The organism is Fretibacterium sp. OH1220_COT-178 (genome assembly GCF_003860125.1).
In the GTDB taxonomy this organism is placed as follows: domain Bacteria; phylum Synergistota; class Synergistia; order Synergistales; family Aminobacteriaceae; genus CAJPSE01.
Genome location: NZ_RQYL01000002.1, coordinates 125,630 through 144,362, shown reverse-complemented (window position 1 = coordinate 144,362; position 18,733 = coordinate 125,630). Strand labels below are relative to the sequence as shown.

16 protein-coding genes are annotated in these 18,733 nt (G+C 63.2%); 12 read left to right on the top strand and 4 right to left on the bottom strand.

Annotated features, from left to right (window positions below):
• Positions 1 to 19: 19 nt before the first annotated feature.
• From gmd to EII26_RS01490, 12 genes are all read left to right on the top strand, one after another.
• On the top strand, positions 20 to 1,108 hold the full coding sequence (gene gmd, locus EII26_RS01545; protein WP_124887367.1) for a GDP-mannose 4,6-dehydratase: 1,089 nt from the start codon (positions 20 to 22) through the stop codon (positions 1,106 to 1,108).
• Between the two features lie 8 nt (positions 1,109 to 1,116).
• The gene (gene fcl, locus EII26_RS01540; protein ID WP_274703308.1) at positions 1,117 to 2,058 is read left to right on the top strand and encodes a GDP-L-fucose synthase; all 942 of its coding nucleotides are present in this window, start codon (positions 1,117 to 1,119) and stop codon (positions 2,056 to 2,058) included.
• A gap of 169 nt (positions 2,059 to 2,227) precedes the next feature.
• Complete coding sequence (gene nadE / locus EII26_RS01535) at positions 2,228 to 2,965, top strand: NAD(+) synthase (protein ID WP_124887366.1); 738 nt, start codon at positions 2,228 to 2,230, stop codon at positions 2,963 to 2,965.
• A gap of 83 nt (positions 2,966 to 3,048) precedes the next feature.
• The gene (locus tag EII26_RS01530; RefSeq protein ID WP_124887365.1) at positions 3,049 to 3,801 is read left to right on the top strand and encodes a YebC/PmpR family DNA-binding transcriptional regulator; all 753 of its coding nucleotides are present in this window, start codon (positions 3,049 to 3,051) and stop codon (positions 3,799 to 3,801) included.
• Positions 3,801 to 4,349, top strand: coding sequence for a crossover junction endodeoxyribonuclease RuvC (gene ruvC, locus EII26_RS01525; RefSeq protein ID WP_124887364.1), 549 nt, complete (start codon positions 3,801 to 3,803; stop codon positions 4,347 to 4,349). Before EII26_RS01530 ends, ruvC begins: the two co-directional genes overlap by 1 nt.
• Positions 4,346 to 4,966, top strand: a complete 621-nt coding sequence (ruvA, locus tag EII26_RS01520) for a Holliday junction branch migration protein RuvA (RefSeq protein WP_124887363.1) — start codon at positions 4,346 to 4,348, stop codon at positions 4,964 to 4,966. Before ruvC ends, ruvA begins: the two co-directional genes overlap by 4 nt.
• Positions 4,967 to 4,993: 27 nt before the next feature.
• A complete protein-coding gene (ruvB, locus tag EII26_RS01515) occupies positions 4,994 to 6,046 on the top strand; it encodes a Holliday junction branch migration DNA helicase RuvB (RefSeq protein WP_124887392.1) in 1,053 nt (350 codons plus the stop codon).
• Between the two features lie 51 nt (positions 6,047 to 6,097).
• Positions 6,098 to 7,603, top strand: coding sequence for a SpoIID/LytB domain-containing protein (locus tag EII26_RS01510; RefSeq protein ID WP_124887362.1), 1,506 nt, complete (start codon positions 6,098 to 6,100; stop codon positions 7,601 to 7,603).
• Positions 7,600 to 8,706, top strand: a complete 1,107-nt coding sequence (queA, locus tag EII26_RS01505; protein WP_124887361.1) for a tRNA preQ1(34) S-adenosylmethionine ribosyltransferase-isomerase QueA — start codon at positions 7,600 to 7,602, stop codon at positions 8,704 to 8,706. Before EII26_RS01510 ends, queA begins: the two co-directional genes overlap by 4 nt.
• A 79-nt stretch (positions 8,707 to 8,785) precedes the next feature.
• Entirely contained in the window at positions 8,786 to 9,820 is a 1,035-nt protein-coding gene (mltG, locus tag EII26_RS01500) for an endolytic transglycosylase MltG (protein ID WP_124887360.1), read from the top strand.
• Between the two features lie 49 nt (positions 9,821 to 9,869).
• Positions 9,870 to 12,770, top strand: coding sequence for a DNA translocase FtsK (locus EII26_RS01495; protein WP_233572534.1), 2,901 nt, complete (start codon positions 9,870 to 9,872; stop codon positions 12,768 to 12,770).
• Between the two features lie 22 nt (positions 12,771 to 12,792).
• Positions 12,793 to 13,506, top strand: a complete 714-nt coding sequence (locus EII26_RS01490; protein WP_124887359.1) for a thiamine diphosphokinase — start codon at positions 12,793 to 12,795, stop codon at positions 13,504 to 13,506.
• 172 nt (positions 13,507 to 13,678) lie between these two features.
• Here the strand turns inward: EII26_RS01490 and EII26_RS01485 are convergent, their stop codons facing one another.
• From EII26_RS01485 to EII26_RS01470, 4 genes are all read right to left on the bottom strand, one after another.
• Positions 13,679 to 14,545, bottom strand: a complete 867-nt coding sequence (locus EII26_RS01485) for a MurR/RpiR family transcriptional regulator (protein WP_158612089.1) — start codon at positions 14,543 to 14,545, stop codon at positions 13,679 to 13,681.
• A gap of 308 nt (positions 14,546 to 14,853) precedes the next feature.
• Positions 14,854 to 17,820, bottom strand: coding sequence for a PD-(D/E)XK nuclease family protein (locus EII26_RS01480; protein WP_124887357.1), 2,967 nt, complete (start codon positions 17,818 to 17,820; stop codon positions 14,854 to 14,856).
• A 3-nt stretch (positions 17,821 to 17,823) separates the two neighbouring features.
• Positions 17,824 to 18,180 (bottom strand): DUF1294 domain-containing protein, encoded by a 357-nt coding sequence (locus EII26_RS01475; RefSeq protein ID WP_124887356.1) that lies wholly within the window; start codon positions 18,178 to 18,180, stop codon positions 17,824 to 17,826.
• Positions 18,181 to 18,193: 13 nt separating this feature from the next.
• Positions 18,194 to 18,403, bottom strand: a complete 210-nt coding sequence (locus tag EII26_RS01470) for a hypothetical protein (RefSeq protein WP_124887355.1) — start codon at positions 18,401 to 18,403, stop codon at positions 18,194 to 18,196.
• Between the last annotated feature and the right edge of the window lie 330 nt (positions 18,404 to 18,733).

Below are 18,733 nucleotides of genomic sequence, written 5' to 3'. Positions count from 1 at the left end.
CGCAGATGAGGAAAACTAGATGAAAACGGCACTGATCTCGGGAATCACCGGGCAGGACGGGGCCTATCTGGCCTCGTTCCTGCTGAACAAGGGCTACGAGGTACACGGCATCAAGCGCCGCAGCTCGCTCTTCAACACCGCCCGCATCGACGATCTCTACGAGGATCTGCACGAGAAGGACGCCCGTTTTTTTCTGCATTATGGAGATCTGACGGACGCCAGCAACCTGATCCGCATCATCCAGCAGGTCCGTCCCGACGAGATCTACAATCTTGCCGCGCAGAGCCACGTCAAGGTCTCGTTCGAGACCCCCGAGTACACGGCGAACTCCGACGCGCTGGGGACTCTGAGGCTTCTCGAGGCCATACGCATCCTGGGGCTGGAGAAGCACACACGCTTCTATCAGGCTTCGACCAGCGAGTTGTTCGGCAAGGTGCAGGAGACCCCGCAGAGGGAGACCACCCCCTTCTACCCCCGCAGCCCTTATGCGGCGGCCAAGCTTTACGCCTACTGGATCACGGTCAACTACCGGGAGGCCTACGGGATCTTCGCGTCGAACGGCATCCTGTTCAACCACGAGTCCGAGCTGCGCGGCGAGACGTTCGTCACGCGCAAGATAACGCGTGCTGCGGCCCGCATCGCCCTGGGCCTTCAGGAGAAAACCTGGCTGGGCAACCTGGACGCCAAGCGGGACTGGGGCCACGCCGAGGATTACGTCGAGGCCATGTGGCGCATCCTTCAGCACGATGTTCCGGAGGACTTCGTCGTCGCGACGGGGGAGACGCATTCGGTGCGCGAGTTTGCCGATCTGGCCTTTCGGGAGGCGGGGCTGGAGCTCGAATGGCACGGCACCGGACTCGAGGAAAAGGGAGTGGAGGCCCGAACGGGCCGCGTTCTGGTCGAGGTCGATCCGCGCTATTTTCGTCCTACGGAGGTGGAATTGCTGTTGGGCGATCCCTCCAAGGCGGAGCGGCTTCTGGGCTGGAAGCGTCGGGTGACCTTCGAGGATCTGGTACGGCGCATGGTCCGCTACGACCTGGAGCTCTTCCGAAAGGACGTTCTGGTGAGGGAAGCGGGATACGAGGTGCGCAGCGCGCTGGAGGAGTAGTGATACGAATGATGGGGCGGGAGGCAAAAATTTACGTCGCCGGACACAGGGGCCTGGTGGGGTCGGCCCTGGTGCGGCGTCTGGAGCGAGCCGGGTTTGGGAATTTGATCCTCAGGACTCGTTCAGAACTGGACCTGCGCTCCCAGTCGGAAGTTCGCGCCTTTTTCGAGGCCGAGCGCCCGGAGATCGTGTTTCTGGCTGCGGCGAAGGTGGGGGGCATCCATGCCAACGACGCCTTCCCGGCGGACTTCATCTACGAAAATCTGATTGTCGAGGCCAACGTGATTCACGAGAGTTGGCGAAACGGGGTCCGCAAGCTGCTCTTTCTGGGGAGCTCCTGCATCTATCCCAAGCTGGCTCCGCAGCCGATGGCCGAGGACGCCTTGCTGACGAGCGAGCTCGAGCCCACCAACGAGGCCTATGCCGTCGCCAAAATCGCGGGGATCAAACTTTGTCAGTCCTACAACCGTCAGTACGGCACGAACTTCATCTCCGTCATGCCCACCAATCTCTATGGTCCCGGGGACAACTTCGGGCTCGAAAATTCCCACGTCCTGCCCGCTCTGATCCGCAGGATGCACGACGCCAAGAGGACGGGCGCCCCCTCGGTGACGCTCTGGGGTACGGGCACGCCGAGGCGGGAATTCCTGTACGTCGACGATCTTGCGGATGCCTGCCTGTTTCTCATGGAACGCCATGACGGCTCGCGCATCGTGAACGTGGGGACGGGGGCGGATCTGACGATTCGTGATCTCGCTCTGAAGGTCCGCGACGTCGTGGGCTACGAGGGAGAGCTTCTCTGGGATCGCTCCAGGCCCGACGGGACGCCGCGCAAGCTGTTGGACGTCTCCTTTCTGCATGGGCTGGGCTGGCGGCATTCGACGGAGCTGGAAGAAGGGTTGAGGCGCACCTATGCCGCGTTTCTGTCCGGCGGCGTGCGTGACTTCTGAAGAAGAATCGCCAGGCGAGGGCGTAAGGAAGAACGAGCCGGGAAGGTCGGCTGTTCCGGCCCGCGATTTTTGCTGGCGGGCGTCTGGCCTTTCGGGGAGAAAGCGGGGCTCGAAGTGCGCTATAATAAAGCTTCGGGAGATCGTCTTTGCCGTCGGGGAGGGGTAAGGTTTGGCGCATGTCCGTGATGTGGCGAAGCTGGCCGGTTTCATTGAGCAATGGCTGAGGGCGCGTGTGGCCGAGGCCGGGGCGAGAGGGATCGCCGTCGGGCTGTCCGGCGGCATCGATTCCGCGGTCGTCGCGGGCCTGGGGCGGCGTGCGTTCGGCCGGGCCATGCTGGCGTTGATCATGCCCTGTCACAGTGCGCCGTCGGATGCCGAGGACGCCCGGCTGGTCGCGGATGCCCTCGACATTCCCTGCGGTACCGTGGACCTCGTTCCGGCCTACGAGGCTCTCGTCGAAGAACTGGAGAAGACCGGAGCGCTCTCCGAGCCGGCGCGCGCCAACCTGAAGGCCCGGCTGCGGATGTCGACGCTCTATGCCGCGGCGCAGTCCCGTTCGCTGCTGGTCTGCGGAACGAGCAACAAGGCGGAGGTGGTGACGGGCTACTTCACGAAGTTCGGGGATTCGGCCGCCGACCTTTTGCCGCTCGCGGATCTTCTCAAGGGGGAGGTGCGCGCCGTGGCGGCCCATCTCGGCGTGCCGGAACGCATCGTAAAAAAGGCCCCGAGCGCCGGGTTCTGGGAGGGGCAGACGGACGAACAGGACATGGGCATAGCCTACGACGATCTGGATCGCTACCTGGCGACCGGCGAGGCGGAGCCCGCCCTCCGGGAACGGATCGAGGAGAGGCGGAGCAAGAGCGAGCACAAGCGCAGGCCCGTGCCGGTCTGCGTTCCCGACGTATAGAGGAACCGAGGGGGAACTTCTTGTATTTTCGGGCCTCGCTGCGGAACAGGCACGAGGTCCTAATTCTCAATGAGGTGATTTTTTTGGCGGGACATTCCAAATGGGCTAACATCAAGCATCGTAAGGCCGCTCAGGATGCCAAGCGGGGCAACCTTTTCCAGAAGCTGGTGCGTGCAATCATCATCGCGGCCAAGGAGGGTGGCGGGGACCCCGCGATGAACATGCGCCTGAAGACGGCGATCGAGAGGGCCAAGGCCGTCAGCGTCCCCATGGACAACATCATTCGCGGCATCAAGCGGGGGACGGGCGAGATCGAGGGGGCCACTTACGAGGAGCTGACCTACGAGGCCTATGGTCCGAACGGCATCGCCGTTCTGGTCGAGGTGACGACCGACAACCGCAACCGTACGACCCCGGAGATCCGGGCCCTGCTGACGCGCAACGGAGGGCAGATGGGGGAGGCCGGCAGCGTCTCCTGGATGTTCGACCGTAAGGGAGTCGTCGAGGTCAAGGGCAAGGGGCTGGACGAGGACGCCCTGATGTCCTGCGGTCTCGAGGCGGGGATGACGGATATGGAGCCCGGCGACGAGGGATACACGCTCTATTGCGAGCCGGGGGACCTCAATACGCTTCAGGAGGCTCTCGAGAAGGCCAACTACGGGGTCGAGAGCGCGGAGACCTCCATGATCCCGAAGACGCCCGTCGAGGTGTCGGACGTTGACACGGCGCGGAAGATCATGCGTCTGATCGAGGTGCTCGAGGAGCACGACGACACTCAGAACGTCTATTCCAACTTCGATCTTTCCGACGAGGTCGCCGCTCAGCTCGAGGAGTGATGCCCGTTTCCGCAAGCGGCGGGCGGGTCTGTCTGGGGATCGACCCCGGCCTGGCCCGGGTGGGGTACGGCATTGTGGAGCAGCAGGGAAGCCGCCTGCGGGTCCTGAAGTTCGGCTGTATCGAGACGAGCCCAAGGATGCCGTTCACCCGCAGACTCCTGCATATTTATGAGGCCTTGGGGGAGCAGCTCGAACACTGCGCCCCCCATTTCATGTCTGTGGAGCGCCTTTTCTTCGGGCGCAACATCACGACGGCGGAATTCGTCTGGCAGGCCCGAGGGGTCGTGATGCTCCTGGCGGCCCAGAGGGGCATTCCGGTCCTCGAACCCAAACCCAGTCAGATCAAGCTGGCCGTCTGTGGCACGGGCGGTGCCGACAAGACCCAGGTGCAGCGGATGATCCAGCGCCTTTTGGGGCTCGAGGAGATCCCGTCGCCCGACGACGCTGCCGATGCCCTTGCGGCGGCTCTGGCCGGTCTGGCCTACTATGGCTCGAGCCTCGTTCCGGGGGCGGAGCTCGCGCTTTCCTCCTCGGGAGGGGAGCCGTGATCCGCTGCCTCACGGGAGAGGTCCTCGGCGTCACCGAGGCCTCCGTCCTTTTGGATGTCCATGGCTTGGGCTTCGATGTGCTCTGTTCCCGGGGAGCTCTGGCGCTCTGCCGCCCCGGGGAGCGGGTGCGTCTTACGACTTTTTTGCAGGTGTCGGAGGCCGGCGCCTCGATATTCGGTTTTGCGGACGAGCGCGAGCGCGAGCTTTTCCTCAAGATGACGACGATCAAGGGGATCGGCGGCCGTACGGGCATGGCGATCCTGGCCGCGCTTTCGGTGGACGATATCCTGAGGGCCGTATCCCTCTCCGATGTCCCCGCCTTCATGCGGGCCCCCGGGGTGGGGCGCAAGACGGCCGAACGTCTGTGTTTCGAGCTTCGAAACCTCTTGCCCGAGGCGCTCGTGCAGTCGGTTCCGGCCCCGGGGAACGAGCCGGCCCGGCCGTCCCAAGCGGTGGACACGGTGGGGGAGGCCCTGCGCTCTCTGGGGTTTTCTCAGCCGGATGTCGGTGCCGTCCTGGGGCTGATTCGCGCAGCCAGGGGCGAGGACTTCGATCGGATGAACGAGGAAGCTCTCCTGAAGGCAGCCCTGAAGGAGCTTCGTCGGGGGGCCCGTTAGCCGGGGGATCCAGGGGGAAACAGGATGATGCAGGATCAGTACGAAAACGAGCCCCGTTTCTTTTCGGCTCCCCGCTCTCAGGAGGACGTGAGCGTCAGACCCCGCTCCCTGGAGGATTTTATCGGTCAGGAGCGGGTGCGCGAGAAGCTGCGAATCTATATGGAGGCCGCCCGAGGGCGCCGGGAACCCCTGGACCACATTCTCTTTTATGGTCCGCCCGGCCTCGGCAAAACCACGCTGGCGGGGATCATCGCTCAGGAGATGGGGGGGCAGCTGCGCACGACGACCGGTCCTGCGCTCGAGCGGGCCGGTGACCTCGCGGCGATCGTCTCGAACGTGGAGCCCAACGACGTGTTGTTCATCGACGAGATTCATCGCATGCCGGCCCAGGTGGAGGAGATCCTCTACCCTGCCATGGAGGACTTCGCCCTGCACATCGTGGTGGGCAAGGGCCCTCTGGCCAAGACGATAGGGCTCTCCCTGCCGCGTTTCACGCTTTGCGGGGCGACGACCCGGCTGGGGCTTCTGACCTCGCCGCTCCGTGCCCGCTTCGGCATCGTGGAGCAGCTCGCGCTCTATACGGAGGGGGAACTGTCCCGAATTGTCCTCCGGGCCGGCGGGGTCATGGATGTCCGCATTCTCGACGAGGCGGCCCTGGAGATTGCGAAACGTGCTCGGGGGACTCCGCGAGTGGCCCTGAGGCTTTTGCGGCGAGTCCGGGACGTCGCCGCGGTGCGGGGAAGCGGCGTGATCGACGCGGAGGCCGCCGCCCAGGCCATGGACATGCTCGACATCGATGCGGAGGGGCTGGACGAGGGCGATCGCCGTATCCTGCGCACGATCATCGAGCTGTTCGAGGGAGGGCCCGTCGGTCTGGGGACGATCGCGGCAGCCCTGAATGAGGATATGCAGACCATCGAGGATATTTATGAGCCCTACCTGATTCAGAAGGGGCTGCTGGAGCGCACCCCGCGGGGGCGCCGGGCGACGGGCAACGCTTACGCGTACCTCGGAAAACCCGCGCCCCGGGGAGGGGACGACCCGCTGTTGCCGTTCGGGGATGAGGAACAGGCGTATTAGCACAGGAAAGATAAGAGTCGATCACTCGATTTGTTGTCAGGGGGAATCCGATTGTTTGGCGCAAGGATGAGGACGGGCATGTCCTTCCGGATGCTTTTGGCCATGTGGGGTCTCTTATTGTTGGGGGGGCGGTCGGAGGCGCGCGATGTCTACGTTCGTCTGGCCTCCGGGGGCTCCTTTTCGGTCGCAGGGGAACAGGGGATCACGCTGTCGGACGGTGAACAAAGGAGCCACAGCCTGGGCAGTTCGGTCTCCATCGGCCTGAGGGGCGGCAAGGTCGTGGTGGGGAAACAGGTCTTTGCGCTCCCCGTGCGCCTCTCGAGTCCGGGGCTTCTGCGCTTCAACAAGCGGAGCTATCGGGGCGATTTTCTCCTGACGCGACAGGGTTTTTTGTTGAACGTGCTGCACCTGGAGGATTATCTGTGCGGCGTGCTTCCCGCCGAGGTGGGGACGAAATGGCCCATGGAGGCCCTTCGGGTGCAGGCGATCATCTCGCGAACCTATGTCCTGCGCCAAAGCATGAATCGATCGGCTCGAGGCTACGACGTCACGGATTCGGTGTCCGACCAGGTGTACCGCGGTGCGGGGGTGGAGACCGCCCGAACGAATCAGGCCGTACAGAGCACGGCGGGAGAGATCCTGGTCTACGGCAAGGACCTTGCGTTCACGCCGTTTCACTCGGACAGCGGAGGGCATACGGCGAACAATGCGGACGTCTGGGGCAAGGTTTTGCCCTATCTCGGCGGCGTTCGGGAGCCTGTGGATTACCGTTCCCCCAACGCCAGCTGGACGGCAAAAATTTCTCGGGACAGAGTGGAGGCTGCATTGGCCAAGATCGGCGGCGGTTCGGTGGCTCCGCTCTCCGAGATCCGCATCGCAGAGACCGACAAGGGCGGGAGGGCGACTAAGCTGACCTTCGTGGGGGGGGGCGGTTCGAAGACCTTTAAGTCCAGCCTGTTTCGCACGGCGGTCGGGCCGAACCTCCTGAAGAGCACCATGTTGACGGCCGTTTCGGAGAAGGCCCCTCGGCCCGCTCCCCCCATGGCCGACGACGGTGCCGTGCCCGAGGTTCGGGAGTCCGACTGGCTTCCCGACATTCCGGGGCCACGGCCCTCGGAGGGCTTGCCCAGGGCGCCGGTACCGACGTCGAACGAGCCCCTCACCTCGAAACAGGAGGAGCGTCTGACGCGGATGACCGCGGATGGCGTCTTTTCCACGACGGAGCTTATGGACATGCTGAAGAACCCCGAAAAGAAAAAGGGCTATCTCTATCTGGGCATTCAGCGTGGGGGAGGAAAGGAAAAATCTCCGGCGCCCCCTCCGAAAAAGGCCGTTCCCGCCCGGTCCGTCGAGCCTCCGCGCGCCAAGGCTCCGCTCCCGTCGACTGGGGCGGCCATCGTTCGTGAGGGGGACACCTTCATCTTTCGAGGAAGCGGATGGGGACATGGGGTGGGGCTTTCCCAGTGGGGCACCCTGGCGCTCGCCAAGGCTGGATGGAATGCCGAGCGCATTCTCGAGCACTATTACCCGGGAACCGACGTGAAACGCTACAGATGAGTTCCTCCGTCCAGCGAGCGCTCGTGCATGAGGATCTGTTCGACCTGAATGCTTATGATTACCCTCTTCCTGAGGACAGGATCGCCCAGATGCCCGCGGAGCCGAGGGACTCCTCCCGGCTTTTGGATTGGCGCGTGGGAGACGGAAGGGTTGAACATCGCCGGTTTCGTGATATTCTTGAGTTCCTGAGGCCGAACGACCTCCTGGTTCTGAACGACACGCGGGTGTTGCCTGCGCGACTTCTGGGACGAAGGCTTCCTGGCGGGGGCGGCGTGGAGCTGCTTCTTTTGAGCCCCTGTTCGCAGGATTTCCAGACGTGGAAAGCCCTCGTCAGGCCGGGGCGGAAACTGCATCCGGGAGCCGAGGTCCTCGTTGGAGACCGCAAGATCGGGATAGAGGCTTTGGCCGAGGGAGGAACCCGTATCGTCAGGGTCGGTTCGGGGCGGGAGGATGTTTTGTCCTTTTTGGATGCTTTTGGCCGAATGCCCCTCCCCCCGTATATCCATGGGGACGGCGATTGGAAAGAGGCGTATCAGACGGTCTTTGCGCTGAGGGAAGGGTCGGTGGCGGCCCCGACGGCGAGCCTGCATTTTACGCGGAAACTCCTGGAGGACATCGACGCCCTCGGGGTTCGAAGGGCGTGGGTGACGCTGCACGTCGGGTTGGGGACCTTCAGGCCGGTGAGGTCCGCGGATATTCGGGATCATGACATTCATGACGAGTACTGCGAAATTCCACGGGCGACGGCCCTGGCGATACGGGAGTGCCGTGCGGCGGGCGGTCGGGTTGTCGCCGCCGGGACCACGGTCGCCCGCACACTCGAGTCCATGTCCGACGGGAACGGGGTCCGTTCCGGAAGGATGGATACCCGTCTTTTCATCTACCCCGGCTTCGAGTTTCGCGTCGTCGATGCTCTGATCACGAATTTTCACCTGCCGAAGAGTTCGCTGCTCATGCTGGTGGCGGCTTTTGCCGCAGGTTTGGGGGGCTGGAGGGGCGAGGAGGAGCGGGCGCTGTCGGCGCTGCACGAGGTCTACGCCCTGGCCGTTGCCGAAGGATATCGTTTCTTCTCTTTTGGCGACGCCATGTTGCTCCATAGGTAGGCAAGAGGTAGGCGAGGAACGAGGCGCTTTCCGAAAGAAGAGGTCGGGACGGGGAGATGGGCGTGGAGGAGTTGAGCGGGTGAAGCGACTTGGGTGGTATCTGGCGATTGCTTTATTCTTGGGGCTGGGGTTGGGATATGCTTCCTTTCACCAGAAGCTCCCCAGCGAATTTTGGGAGCGCCTCCTGCCCGTTTCGCATGGTGAGATGCGCGTTGTCCTCATCGGTCCCAAGATGAACGCCCGTCAGATCGCCCAGGCCTTTTTCGATCAGGATGCCTTGGTGGGTCCTCCTGTGGCGCTGGCACGATGGATGGCGCGTTTGGGACTGGATCGCAACTTCCGACCGGGGAGTTACCGCGTTGGGCGATCCGACCCTTGGAACCTGGCACGTCAGCTCAAGACGTTGCGCCCGACGGTGGTCAAGTTGACCCTCGTCCCGGGGGCCGATATCTTCTCCCTTCGGGAGCTCTTCAGCCAGGATCTCCTCCCTCCCGGTCCGGGGAGCGACGATCGTCTCAGCCTTTCCATCCTGGACGATGGCAACTATCCCTTGGAGATGAGGGACGTTCTGCCCGAGGATGAGGAGTCGAGAATCGCCTTTCTCCTTCCCGACACCTACTTCCTCACGGAGAGGAAGCCGCTGGAGCTGGTGCGTGTTGCCGCACATGCCTGGTGGGACCGGTACGGCGGTCGGATTGCGTCCATGGCCTCTCGGGACGTGGTCGACGCGGCGAAGATCGCGTCGATGGTGCAGCGAGAGGCCCTTTGGGACAAGGAGGGGCCCGAGATTGCGGCCGTCATCCGCAACCGGTTGAAGAAAGGGATGCCGCTTCAGATCGACGCCACGGTGGTCTACGCCTGGAAGCGCAAGGGACGGAAGGTGACGCGGGTTCTTCACAGCGATCTGGCCGTCGATTCGCCCTACAACACCTACCGTTTTCCGGGCCTGCCCCCACACCCCATCTGTATTCCGTCATCTCCCGCATGGGATGCGGCGATTGGCTCCGAGGCGAATGCTTATTACTACTATGTGGCGAGAAAGAACGGATATCATTACTTTTCCTCGACTTACGAGGGGCATCTCCGGAACATCAAAAAGGCCCGTTCGGAGTAGCCGCCCCAGGTCGGAGGCCATTGAAATTTAATTGAGAGGCAGGAACCTCATGATGCCCTTGACGAGCGAACGCGACAATAAAACTCAGCACAGGCGGCACGCGGCGAAACAGAATCCCGGCCGGGGAAGCTGGTTCGAGCTGCTTCTGTTCTTCCTGATGGCTGCCGGGATCTACACGATAGCGACACTTCTGGACAGTTCCTGGACGGGGGACTCGGGCCGGCGCATCGGAGGGTATCTGCGCTCCGTTTGGGGCGGGGCCCTCCTCGTCCCTCTTTTGTTCTGGCTGTATCTCTGTGTTGCCTGGCTCGTTCGTTTTCGGGTGCCTCGCCCTCTGGGGCAGATTTTGGGGACCTTCCAGCTTTACCTGTCCATCGCCTTCATGCTGGGACTGTTTCGGAAGGTGGGGTGGAATCCGGGCTGGACCCTTTCCGAGCCGGGCCGCATCGGCGACGGACTGGCCGACTTTTTCGTCCTGAATCTGGGGGTTTTGGGCACGGTGCTCGTCTCCTTCGCCTCTCTTTTCCTGGCCGGAATGTTCTTCGGCTTGCGCTTTCCCGCTTTTTTGACGGCTCTTTTCGCCTCTCGGCTGCAGGAAGGAGCCCGCCCCGACGCACGATCGGCCGTCGAGGGGCGGGTCGAGGAGCCGAAGGTTGACGCCCGACCACAGGAGGGCGACAGAGGACCGCGCCTTGTCCGGCACGCCTCGCCCGGGGGCCTTCCCTTCGATCCGCTCAAACCCACGGGGACGGTCATCGTTTTTGATCCCGAGGAACCTCGGCCCGAGGCGGAGCCTGACGTTGAGAAGCCCGAGGCCCCCGTGTTCGAGGAGCATCGGGATGGGGAGCCGTTCGTCAACGAGGGGAAGCTGGTCTTTGCTCCGATGGAGGTGGAGGAGGAGGTCGCTTTTTCGGGCGAGCCGCCCAGGGATTCCGACCATCCCTGCCATCCCGACGAGGGGGAACAGGGGAAACTTCCGGGGGACGAGGAGAAGGTCTCTTTGGAACAGACAGGGGAGACGCCCGTCGCGGAGTCCTCGGAGCCGCCTCAGACGGCGGTCGAGATTTTGGATCACCTGTTGGCCTCTCTGGAGGCGGGAGAGTACGATGTGCCTCCTCCCCCCCAGCAGGAGACGCCCGTCGAACGCGTTTCGACGAACCGACGTCCGCCGGTGGCGGACCTTCCGGGGGCGGCCTCGGGCGAGGAGCCCGAACCTTCCCCAAAGACGGCCGCAGCGGAAGGGGAGCCCGCCGGATTGAGGCATGGCGCGTGGCGGGCGGAGGGGCGGGTCGTCGAGGTCAACAGCACGCCCAAGATAGGGGCCGAGGAGCGGATGAGGGAGATCCGGGATCGTCTCGTCTCGCCGGCCCCCGAGCGGTCCACCGTCGAGGATCGGGCGAATTCGGACGGCCGGGATTCCGCCGTTCAGGAGGTTTTTCCCGATGTGAACCTTCCGGACGAGGAGGAGGCAAAGCGGTTCCGTGCAGGCGCATTCCCTCCGCCCCTGGATATTCTCGGCCCTGCGGTACGGGACGAAGACCGGGAGGACGCCCGGGAGCTGGCGGACAGCCAGGCGGAGATCATCGTCGACACGCTGCAGAATTTCGGGGTCAAGGCGACGGTTGCTCACATTGTCGTGGGCCCCTCGGTCATTCAGTTTCAGATCGAGCTGGCCCCCGGAATCAAGGTGAGCAAGGTCGCGGGGCTGGCCAACGATCTGACGATGGCGCTGGCGGTCGTCTCCGTCCGTGTTGAGGCCCCGATCTTAGGGCAGCGCTATGTGGGCATCGAGATCCCCAATCCGAGGCGCAAGGGCATAGCCCTGCGCTCCGCGATGGAATCAGAGGAATTTCAAAAGGGCGATTTCCTTTTGCCGCTGCCTATGGGGATGCGGGTCGACTCCCGTTACCTGGTCTGCGGCCTTGAGGACATGCCGCACCTGCTGGTTGCTGGCACCACGGGATCGGGCAAGAGCGTCTTCGTCAACAGCTGTATCCTTGGGATGTGTTCGCGGCGCTCCCCCGACGCGCTGAGGCTCATTCTGGTGGACCCCAAGCACGTGGAGTTCGCCATCTACGAGGGGCTGCCCCATCTTCTGGCTCGCCCCGTCTCCGATCCCAGAAAGGCCATTTCCGCGCTCTCCTGGGCGGTTCAGGAGATGGAGCGCCGTACGGAGTGCTTTGCGCGCGCCCGGGTCCGCAATCTGGCCTCCTACAACGAGAAGGTCCTGCCGAAGGATCGTTTCCCGAACATCGTCGTGGTGGTCGACGAGCTGGCGGACCTGATGTATACGGCCGGCAAGGAGGTCGAGGGCCTGATCGCACGTCTGGCCCAGAAGGCCCGGGCGGCGGGGATCCACCTGATCCTGGCGACGCAGCGCCCCTCGGTGGACGTCATCACCGGGTTGATCAAGGCGAACGTCCCCGCGCGTGTGGCGTTTGCGGTGCCGTCTCAGACGGATTCCCGCACCATCATCGACACCGGCGGGGCCGACAAGCTCCTGGGGAAGGGCGACATGCTGTTCTTCAGCACGCGCTATCCGCGTCCGCTTCGGCTCCAGGCGCCGTTCATCACCGAGGAACGCACGCTGGATTTTGTGGAATACATGAAGGGGGCCTTCGGAGAACCGGAGTACATCGAGTTCGAGGACGCGGGGAACCCGACGGGCGAGGGCAACGGCAGGAACGGTTCGAGCATCGTCGACGATCCGAAGATGGAGGAGGCGATACGGGTGGTCATGGACACCGGCATCGCTTCGGCGAGCGGCCTGCAGCGCTATCTCAACATCGGCTATCCGAGGGCCGGACGGATCATCACGGGCCTGGAACAGTTGGGCATCGTGGGGCCCCAGCCCGCCAACTCCTCGAAGTCGCGGGACATCCTGATGGACGAGGACGGTGCTTTCGAGGCCCTGGAGCACGCGCGGACGGGCGGGCTCTTCGGGGAGTAGGCGCGTTCGGGGCCTCTTCGGGATGGCGAAGAACCTGTCCCTTCCTCAGGCTGCGGCGGCCACGAGATATGAAGGACCATGCGGGGGGAGCGAAAGCTCCCCATGTCGTCTGCTCGTGCTCGGGGGGCGGGCTCCCGCACCCGATTGGTTGGCCGAGGTCGCTGTGGGGCGCGAGGTCTGGGCTCTGGACAGAGGGGCGGACGCCTGCCGTACTGCAGGTGTGCGCCCCGACCGTATTCTTGGGGACCTGGACAGCATCTCGGTAGAGGCCAGGCGTTGGGCCGAGGTCCTGGAGATCGAGACGATGCGCTACGATCCGGACAAGGACGATACGGATTTTCAGCTCGCCTTGGGGCTTCTGGAGGGGGAGTGCATCGTCACGGGGTGTTGGGGCGGACGTTTCGACCACGCGTTCTCCAACGTATTCTCCTCGCTTTGGGGATCCGAATGCGGTGCGGACGTCCTTTGTTTTGCGGACGACAGGGAGCTCCTCTTTCCGTTGCGAGGCCCTTCGGAGCTTCTCCTTTCCTTTTCGCGGGTTCCGCCGGTCCTGTCGCTGCTGCCGTTGACGGCCGTTTGCGAGGGGGTTTCCATCGACAATGCAAAATGGCCGCTCAGGGATGTCAGGCTTCTTCAGGGACGCCCTTGGGCGGTCAGCAACGTTCCCCTTGGAAGCAACGTTGCGATTTCGGTCCGTTCCGGCACTCTGGGGATTTATGTAGGCTCTGCTGAATGAACGATGGATTATGCCCCATGGCCCCGGAGCGGAAACTCATGTCTTTGGCCCCCAGGATGAGGCAACTGGAAAAGCCCCTTCACCAGAAGCTTTATCGGGGGAGGCAAGTCGTTGTTACTGTTTAAACGCGAATCAGTATGAGTTCCTGCTCAGCCGGGCCTCAGGGGGCGCATCACGTTTTGTTTCTTGCCACCGCAAGACGCGACCTGTTGATTTCCGCCTGCCTTTTATCCCGATCGTGGAGGACCAGCAGGATGTAGAGCATATCGATGATGCCAAGCTGTAAAATACGCGATGTCATTGAATCTGCACGATAATGCGTCTCGTAGGAGGAGCTCAGGATGGAGCAGTCCGCCAGGACCGTAGCCGTGGAGTTTTTGTAGCTGGTGACGGCCACGGTGCCTGCACCGCCCTTCTTGGCAATCCTGAGTGCTTCTAAAATTTCCCGGCTCTCCCCGGAGTGGGAAAAGCAGATCAGCATATCGTTCTCCGTGAGCCTGGAGCACAGGATATTCATTATATGGGTGTCGTTCGTCACCTGGCTGGATATCCCAAGGCGCATGAGCTTATGGTACAAGTCGTAAGCCATGCAGTAGGAAGCTCCAACGCCAATCGTGACGATATGCTCGCTTTTTTCGATCATATTGGCCGCGGTTTTCAGCGATTCGGCGCTGATGATCTGTTTGCCGTCGTTGAAGCAGTTTGCCGTAAAGGCCAGGACCTTGTCCCGAATTTCTCCCGCGTCGTCCTGTTCGTTGATCTCGGAGTAGAAATTGTCGTCCTTGCCCTCCGCCAGCGTCTGGGCCAGATCCACACGAAAAACCTGATAGGAATCATAACCAAGCTTTCTCAGGAAACGAAATACGGTCGGCTCGCTGACGTTGCCTCCTTCGGCCAAATCCACGAGCGAGGTCGTCATGACCAGCTCTGGGTTGGCGAGCACATAGTCCGCGACTTTTTTCTGCGAGGTCGAAAGAATATTGTAGTTCGTCCGTATCAGAACGAGGACGTTCCTGTTTCGCCTTTTTTTCCCATTCATCTCATACTCACCCGAAATTCGGCGACGTCGAAAAATGGCATTGGCTGTGAACCGGTATCCAATGGGACGTCCCATCGCACTTTGCATCCCCGGTCCTCAGGCAAACGGCCTTTTTCATGGAGCTGCGCCGTAAGATATTGTCCTGCCCATTGTGTTTGAACAAAAAAGCCTTCCCATACGGTGCCGTCTCGTTGTCTCAATCCTGTTGCTGCGGGAAAATAGGATCGAATGGACAGCGCGCGCTTTTGCAGTTTTTCAGCCGACCCCGGGAGACAGCAGGGCGAGGAAGATGCTCGCGACGGCAAGGATCATTCGTCCGGATCCTCCTCGGGACCCAGGGCCTCGCCGACGGTCTCTCCCCTGCGGCAGACGCTCTTCATGCCGCAGTAGCGGCAGGAGGGTGCGCCGTAAAACGGGGCAAAACGGCCTTCCCCGAGTATCCGGGCGGCGCAAACCATCGCGTAGCGGGCCTCCTCCTGCCGTTCTTCCAGGGTACAGCGGTTGCCCTTCTTTTCTCCCCGCAGCTCCGCCGTGCAGGGGCCCCGGAGCTCCTCGGAAAAGGTGCCGGCAAGCCCTCCGTCCTGATGTCCCAAAAGGCAGACACCGGCAAGCACGGCGTCCGAATGCTGCCGGGCGTACATCAAGGCATAGGACGACAGCTGGAGTCCACGGAGAAATCGGTCCAGGCCGCCGTCGTGCCAGGGGTAGCGTTCAAGCCCCGAAAGTCCTTCCTCGTACCTCGCACTTCGTCCCGTCTTGTAGTCCGTGATGACGGCCCGAAGGGCGCCGTCGCGTCCCTCCAGAATTTCCACGCGGTCGCACCGGCCGGAGAAGCGGACCCCTTCCAACTCGCAGAGCAGCTCCGCATCCTCCTCCAGCAGGATGGCCCGGTGTCGGAACCCGGCTTGCGCCAGCCGTTCGAGAATACGGGCTTGCAGCACCGCCAGACGCATCACCCGAAGCCTCAGGATCTCCCTTCTGCGGCCGAGACGCCGGTCCCGAATCATCGGAGCGTACGCCGTGTACTCCGTGTCCACCGCCGAGAGGGCCCTCCACTCCGCGTCGGCAATCTCCAAAAAGCCCTCGCGCCGCTCGTCGAAGCGCCTCCAGACCCGTTCCCAGAACTTATGGGTCAGGGCCCCCCAGTCCGCCGCGGAGACGAGGCCCAGGGGCCGTTCCCTCAATCGTGCTCTGCGCTGCAGCCAGTAGCGCAGGGGACACTCGAGGAGCGTCTGGAGGTCGCTGACCGCGAGCGTGAGAGGACGCTCCTCCATCCGGCCGCAGGATCCGGCGACGGGGTCAAAGCGTCGAGCGCGTTCATCGAGCGGTGCATCGACATCCTCGAAGGCGTGTCCGTCGGTCGGCAGAAGGATGTCGATTCCCTCGACGGGCAGGGTCCTCAAAGCCCAGTCCCCCATGTCCGCCATGAAGCGATCCAGAAAAGGGGTCTCCGGAATGGGACGTCCGTTGTCGTCCGCCTCGGCCTTTGAGAGAATCGTCATCTCCTCGCCCGTCAGGATCAAACGGCGAAAGAGGGCCTCCCTTTGGAGGTGTTTGTCCTGGATGGAGGGAAGCCAGGCCTCCGCCTCGGCGAGTCGTTCCCGCTCGGGGCCGCCCAGGAGCGGCGAACCTGCGATACGGCCCGGCCAGTCCCTCTGGGAGACGCCGAGCATGATCCATACGGGATAGGAGGCCAGAACCGGAGGGGGACCCGTATGGAGCGTCACGGCTCCCGCAAGGGGGGGCGTCGGGCGAATACGGGTTTCCCGGCACCAGATCTGAAGGAATTCGGCGGCATCTTCGCCTTTGAGGGCCTGCCTGCCCAAGGGGCCGATGTCCGGCAGAAGCTCCCGAAGCGCCAGGGCCTTCTCTCGAACGGAGTCCACGGCGGAGGCCGTCGTGCGGATGGTCTCGTCCAGCTCGGGATAGCTCAAGGGCAGTGCCTTCAGGCGATCGAGCCATAGCCCCTTTTCGCACAGAAATTTATGGAAGGCCTCCATCAGATCCGGCGGGGGGGCTCCGCGGGCCAACACCCTGCAGAACCGCTCAGTGGCCAGCAGAGCCCGAAGGGCGGAGGAGCGTCTTTCTCTCCGCCCATCCTTCAAGGGGGTCTTCTCCCCCAGATAGGCCTTCCATCCGGCCAGACCGTACGGTCCGGCCTTCAGGGCCTCGGCGACGGAGAACTCCTCGCCGGTGAAGCAGGGCTGGGCCAGGAAAAGGGCGGTGTCGTAGGTGCGAAAGCCCTGGCTTCGAAGCACCCACATCGCCGAGAGCACCCGGCCGGGCAGGGTCCGGTCGACGGATATCCCCTGAGCTGCGCTATGAGGAACGGCATAGCGGGTCAGCGCCTCGGATACGGCCTCCTCGCCGTCCGAGGGCAGCATGATGCCGACGGCCCCAAAGCCGGGAAAATCCCGTTCCGAGGACAATGGACCTCGTCCGGCGCTCCATAGGGCCAGAGCACGGGCTGCGGCCTCTGCCTCGAGTTCGCTCTCCGTGGTCCGCATCCGGAGGATGCGTCCCGGCACGCGCCGGGGTTCCTCTTCCCAGGTGAGTTTCTCCAGCTGGCGGGCGGCGTCGTGAAAATGGGGGAGGTCCGCCTCGGGCTTCAGCACGATCACCTCCCGGCATCGGTCGTTCAGCTTCCGGACCAGACGCACCTGGGCCTGGGTGAAGGAGAGAAAACCTGTGAGGACGAGCGCGAAATCCGACCCCCAGGGCAGGGAGGAGGACTCCAGAAGGCTCAGGGTGGCGGTACAGATCTGTGCGCTGTCCATCAGACCGTTGTCCTCCAGGTACTTCAGATAGCTCCGATAGAGGCGGGGGAGGACCTGCGACGTAGGGTTGTCCTCGGGCAGGCCGGCTTCCGTCTGTTCCGGAAGGATGGCCTCATTGAGCAGCTCCCTGATGTCCTCCGAGAGAATGTCCAGAAAACCCTTCCGGCCAAGCCCGGGCCAGAGGGTCAGGAGCTTGGGTTCCTCCTTCAGGAGGTCGCCCAGAAGGCGACTCAGGATCAGCCGGTGGTCGGGCGGATCGATGGGACGCAGACGCCGTCCCTCGGTAAAGGCGGCGACATCCTCATAGAGGTCCTGCCAGTTCCACAGGACATCCGTCGGCACTTCGGCGAGTCCGAACTCTCCGTTGCCAGACCGGTCCAGCCACCAGCTTCGGTCCCGTCTCGAGGGGACGAGAAAGCGAACGTCCTCCCCCAAGGGGATGAACTCCCGCATCAGCCGGTCGAGCTCGGAGACCCTGCGGTAGGAGAGCACGCGCATCGGTCAGCCACGAACCATCCGGAGGATGGGGACGGCGTGCAGAAGGGTGGCCAGGATGAGGATGAAAAGAAAGCGCGTCTTGCGGGTCTTGTGCCGAAACAGAACACGGCCCAGCCACCCTCCGGCGAATCCTCCGGAGAGTGCGAGCAGGTGCAGCACCGCCTCGGGGATTCGCCCTCCTCCATGGCTGCCTTGGAACTTGTCGTAGCCATAGAGGGCAAAGGACACGAGGCTTGTGCTTATGAGCCACAGGGCGTAGGGAGCGGGGTTCCAGCCCAGAGCCCGGATCGCCGCGGCTGCCAGGAGTCCGGCGATAACGGCCAAGGACAGGTAGAACTTCGTGTAGGAGAGTTTTTTCACTGCAGGGCCTCCATCAGGGTTTTCGACGCCGCATCAGCCAGATCAGCCCCAGGTTGCAGAGGACGGCGAGCGAAAATCCGACCCCCGCACCGTAGAGCGCGAACAAGACCCCCTCCTCGCTCCAAGGGAGCAGAAGGCCTCGGACCAGAAGCGTCAGCAGCGCGATGGCCAAGGCGGAGATGACGAGACAGCGGGGCGTATCTTGGGGGTTGCGTTTGGACATGAGGGGCCTCCCAAATTCGACCGGTACGGCCGGCACAACACCGTTTCACTGCCGACGGGCGCGGATGAAACGGGAAGTGTTCCACGCCGATGCCCGAAGCGCACGGCGATCCACAGAAATTATAACAGCATGGGATTTTTCGGGGCCTCTTTCGCCGGGACGGGAGAGCCGGTTTGGGGACGGCACGTTCGTCGGGCCAGCGATTGGGATTTCGGCATCTTGCTTGTATTTGGACGCCGGGAGAGGCTATAATCAGAGCCGTGCCGGGAGGCTTTGTATGGTTTTTGTCGCAAGCCGTGCGCTCCGCGGAGGCACCCGCGAGAGCCGCAG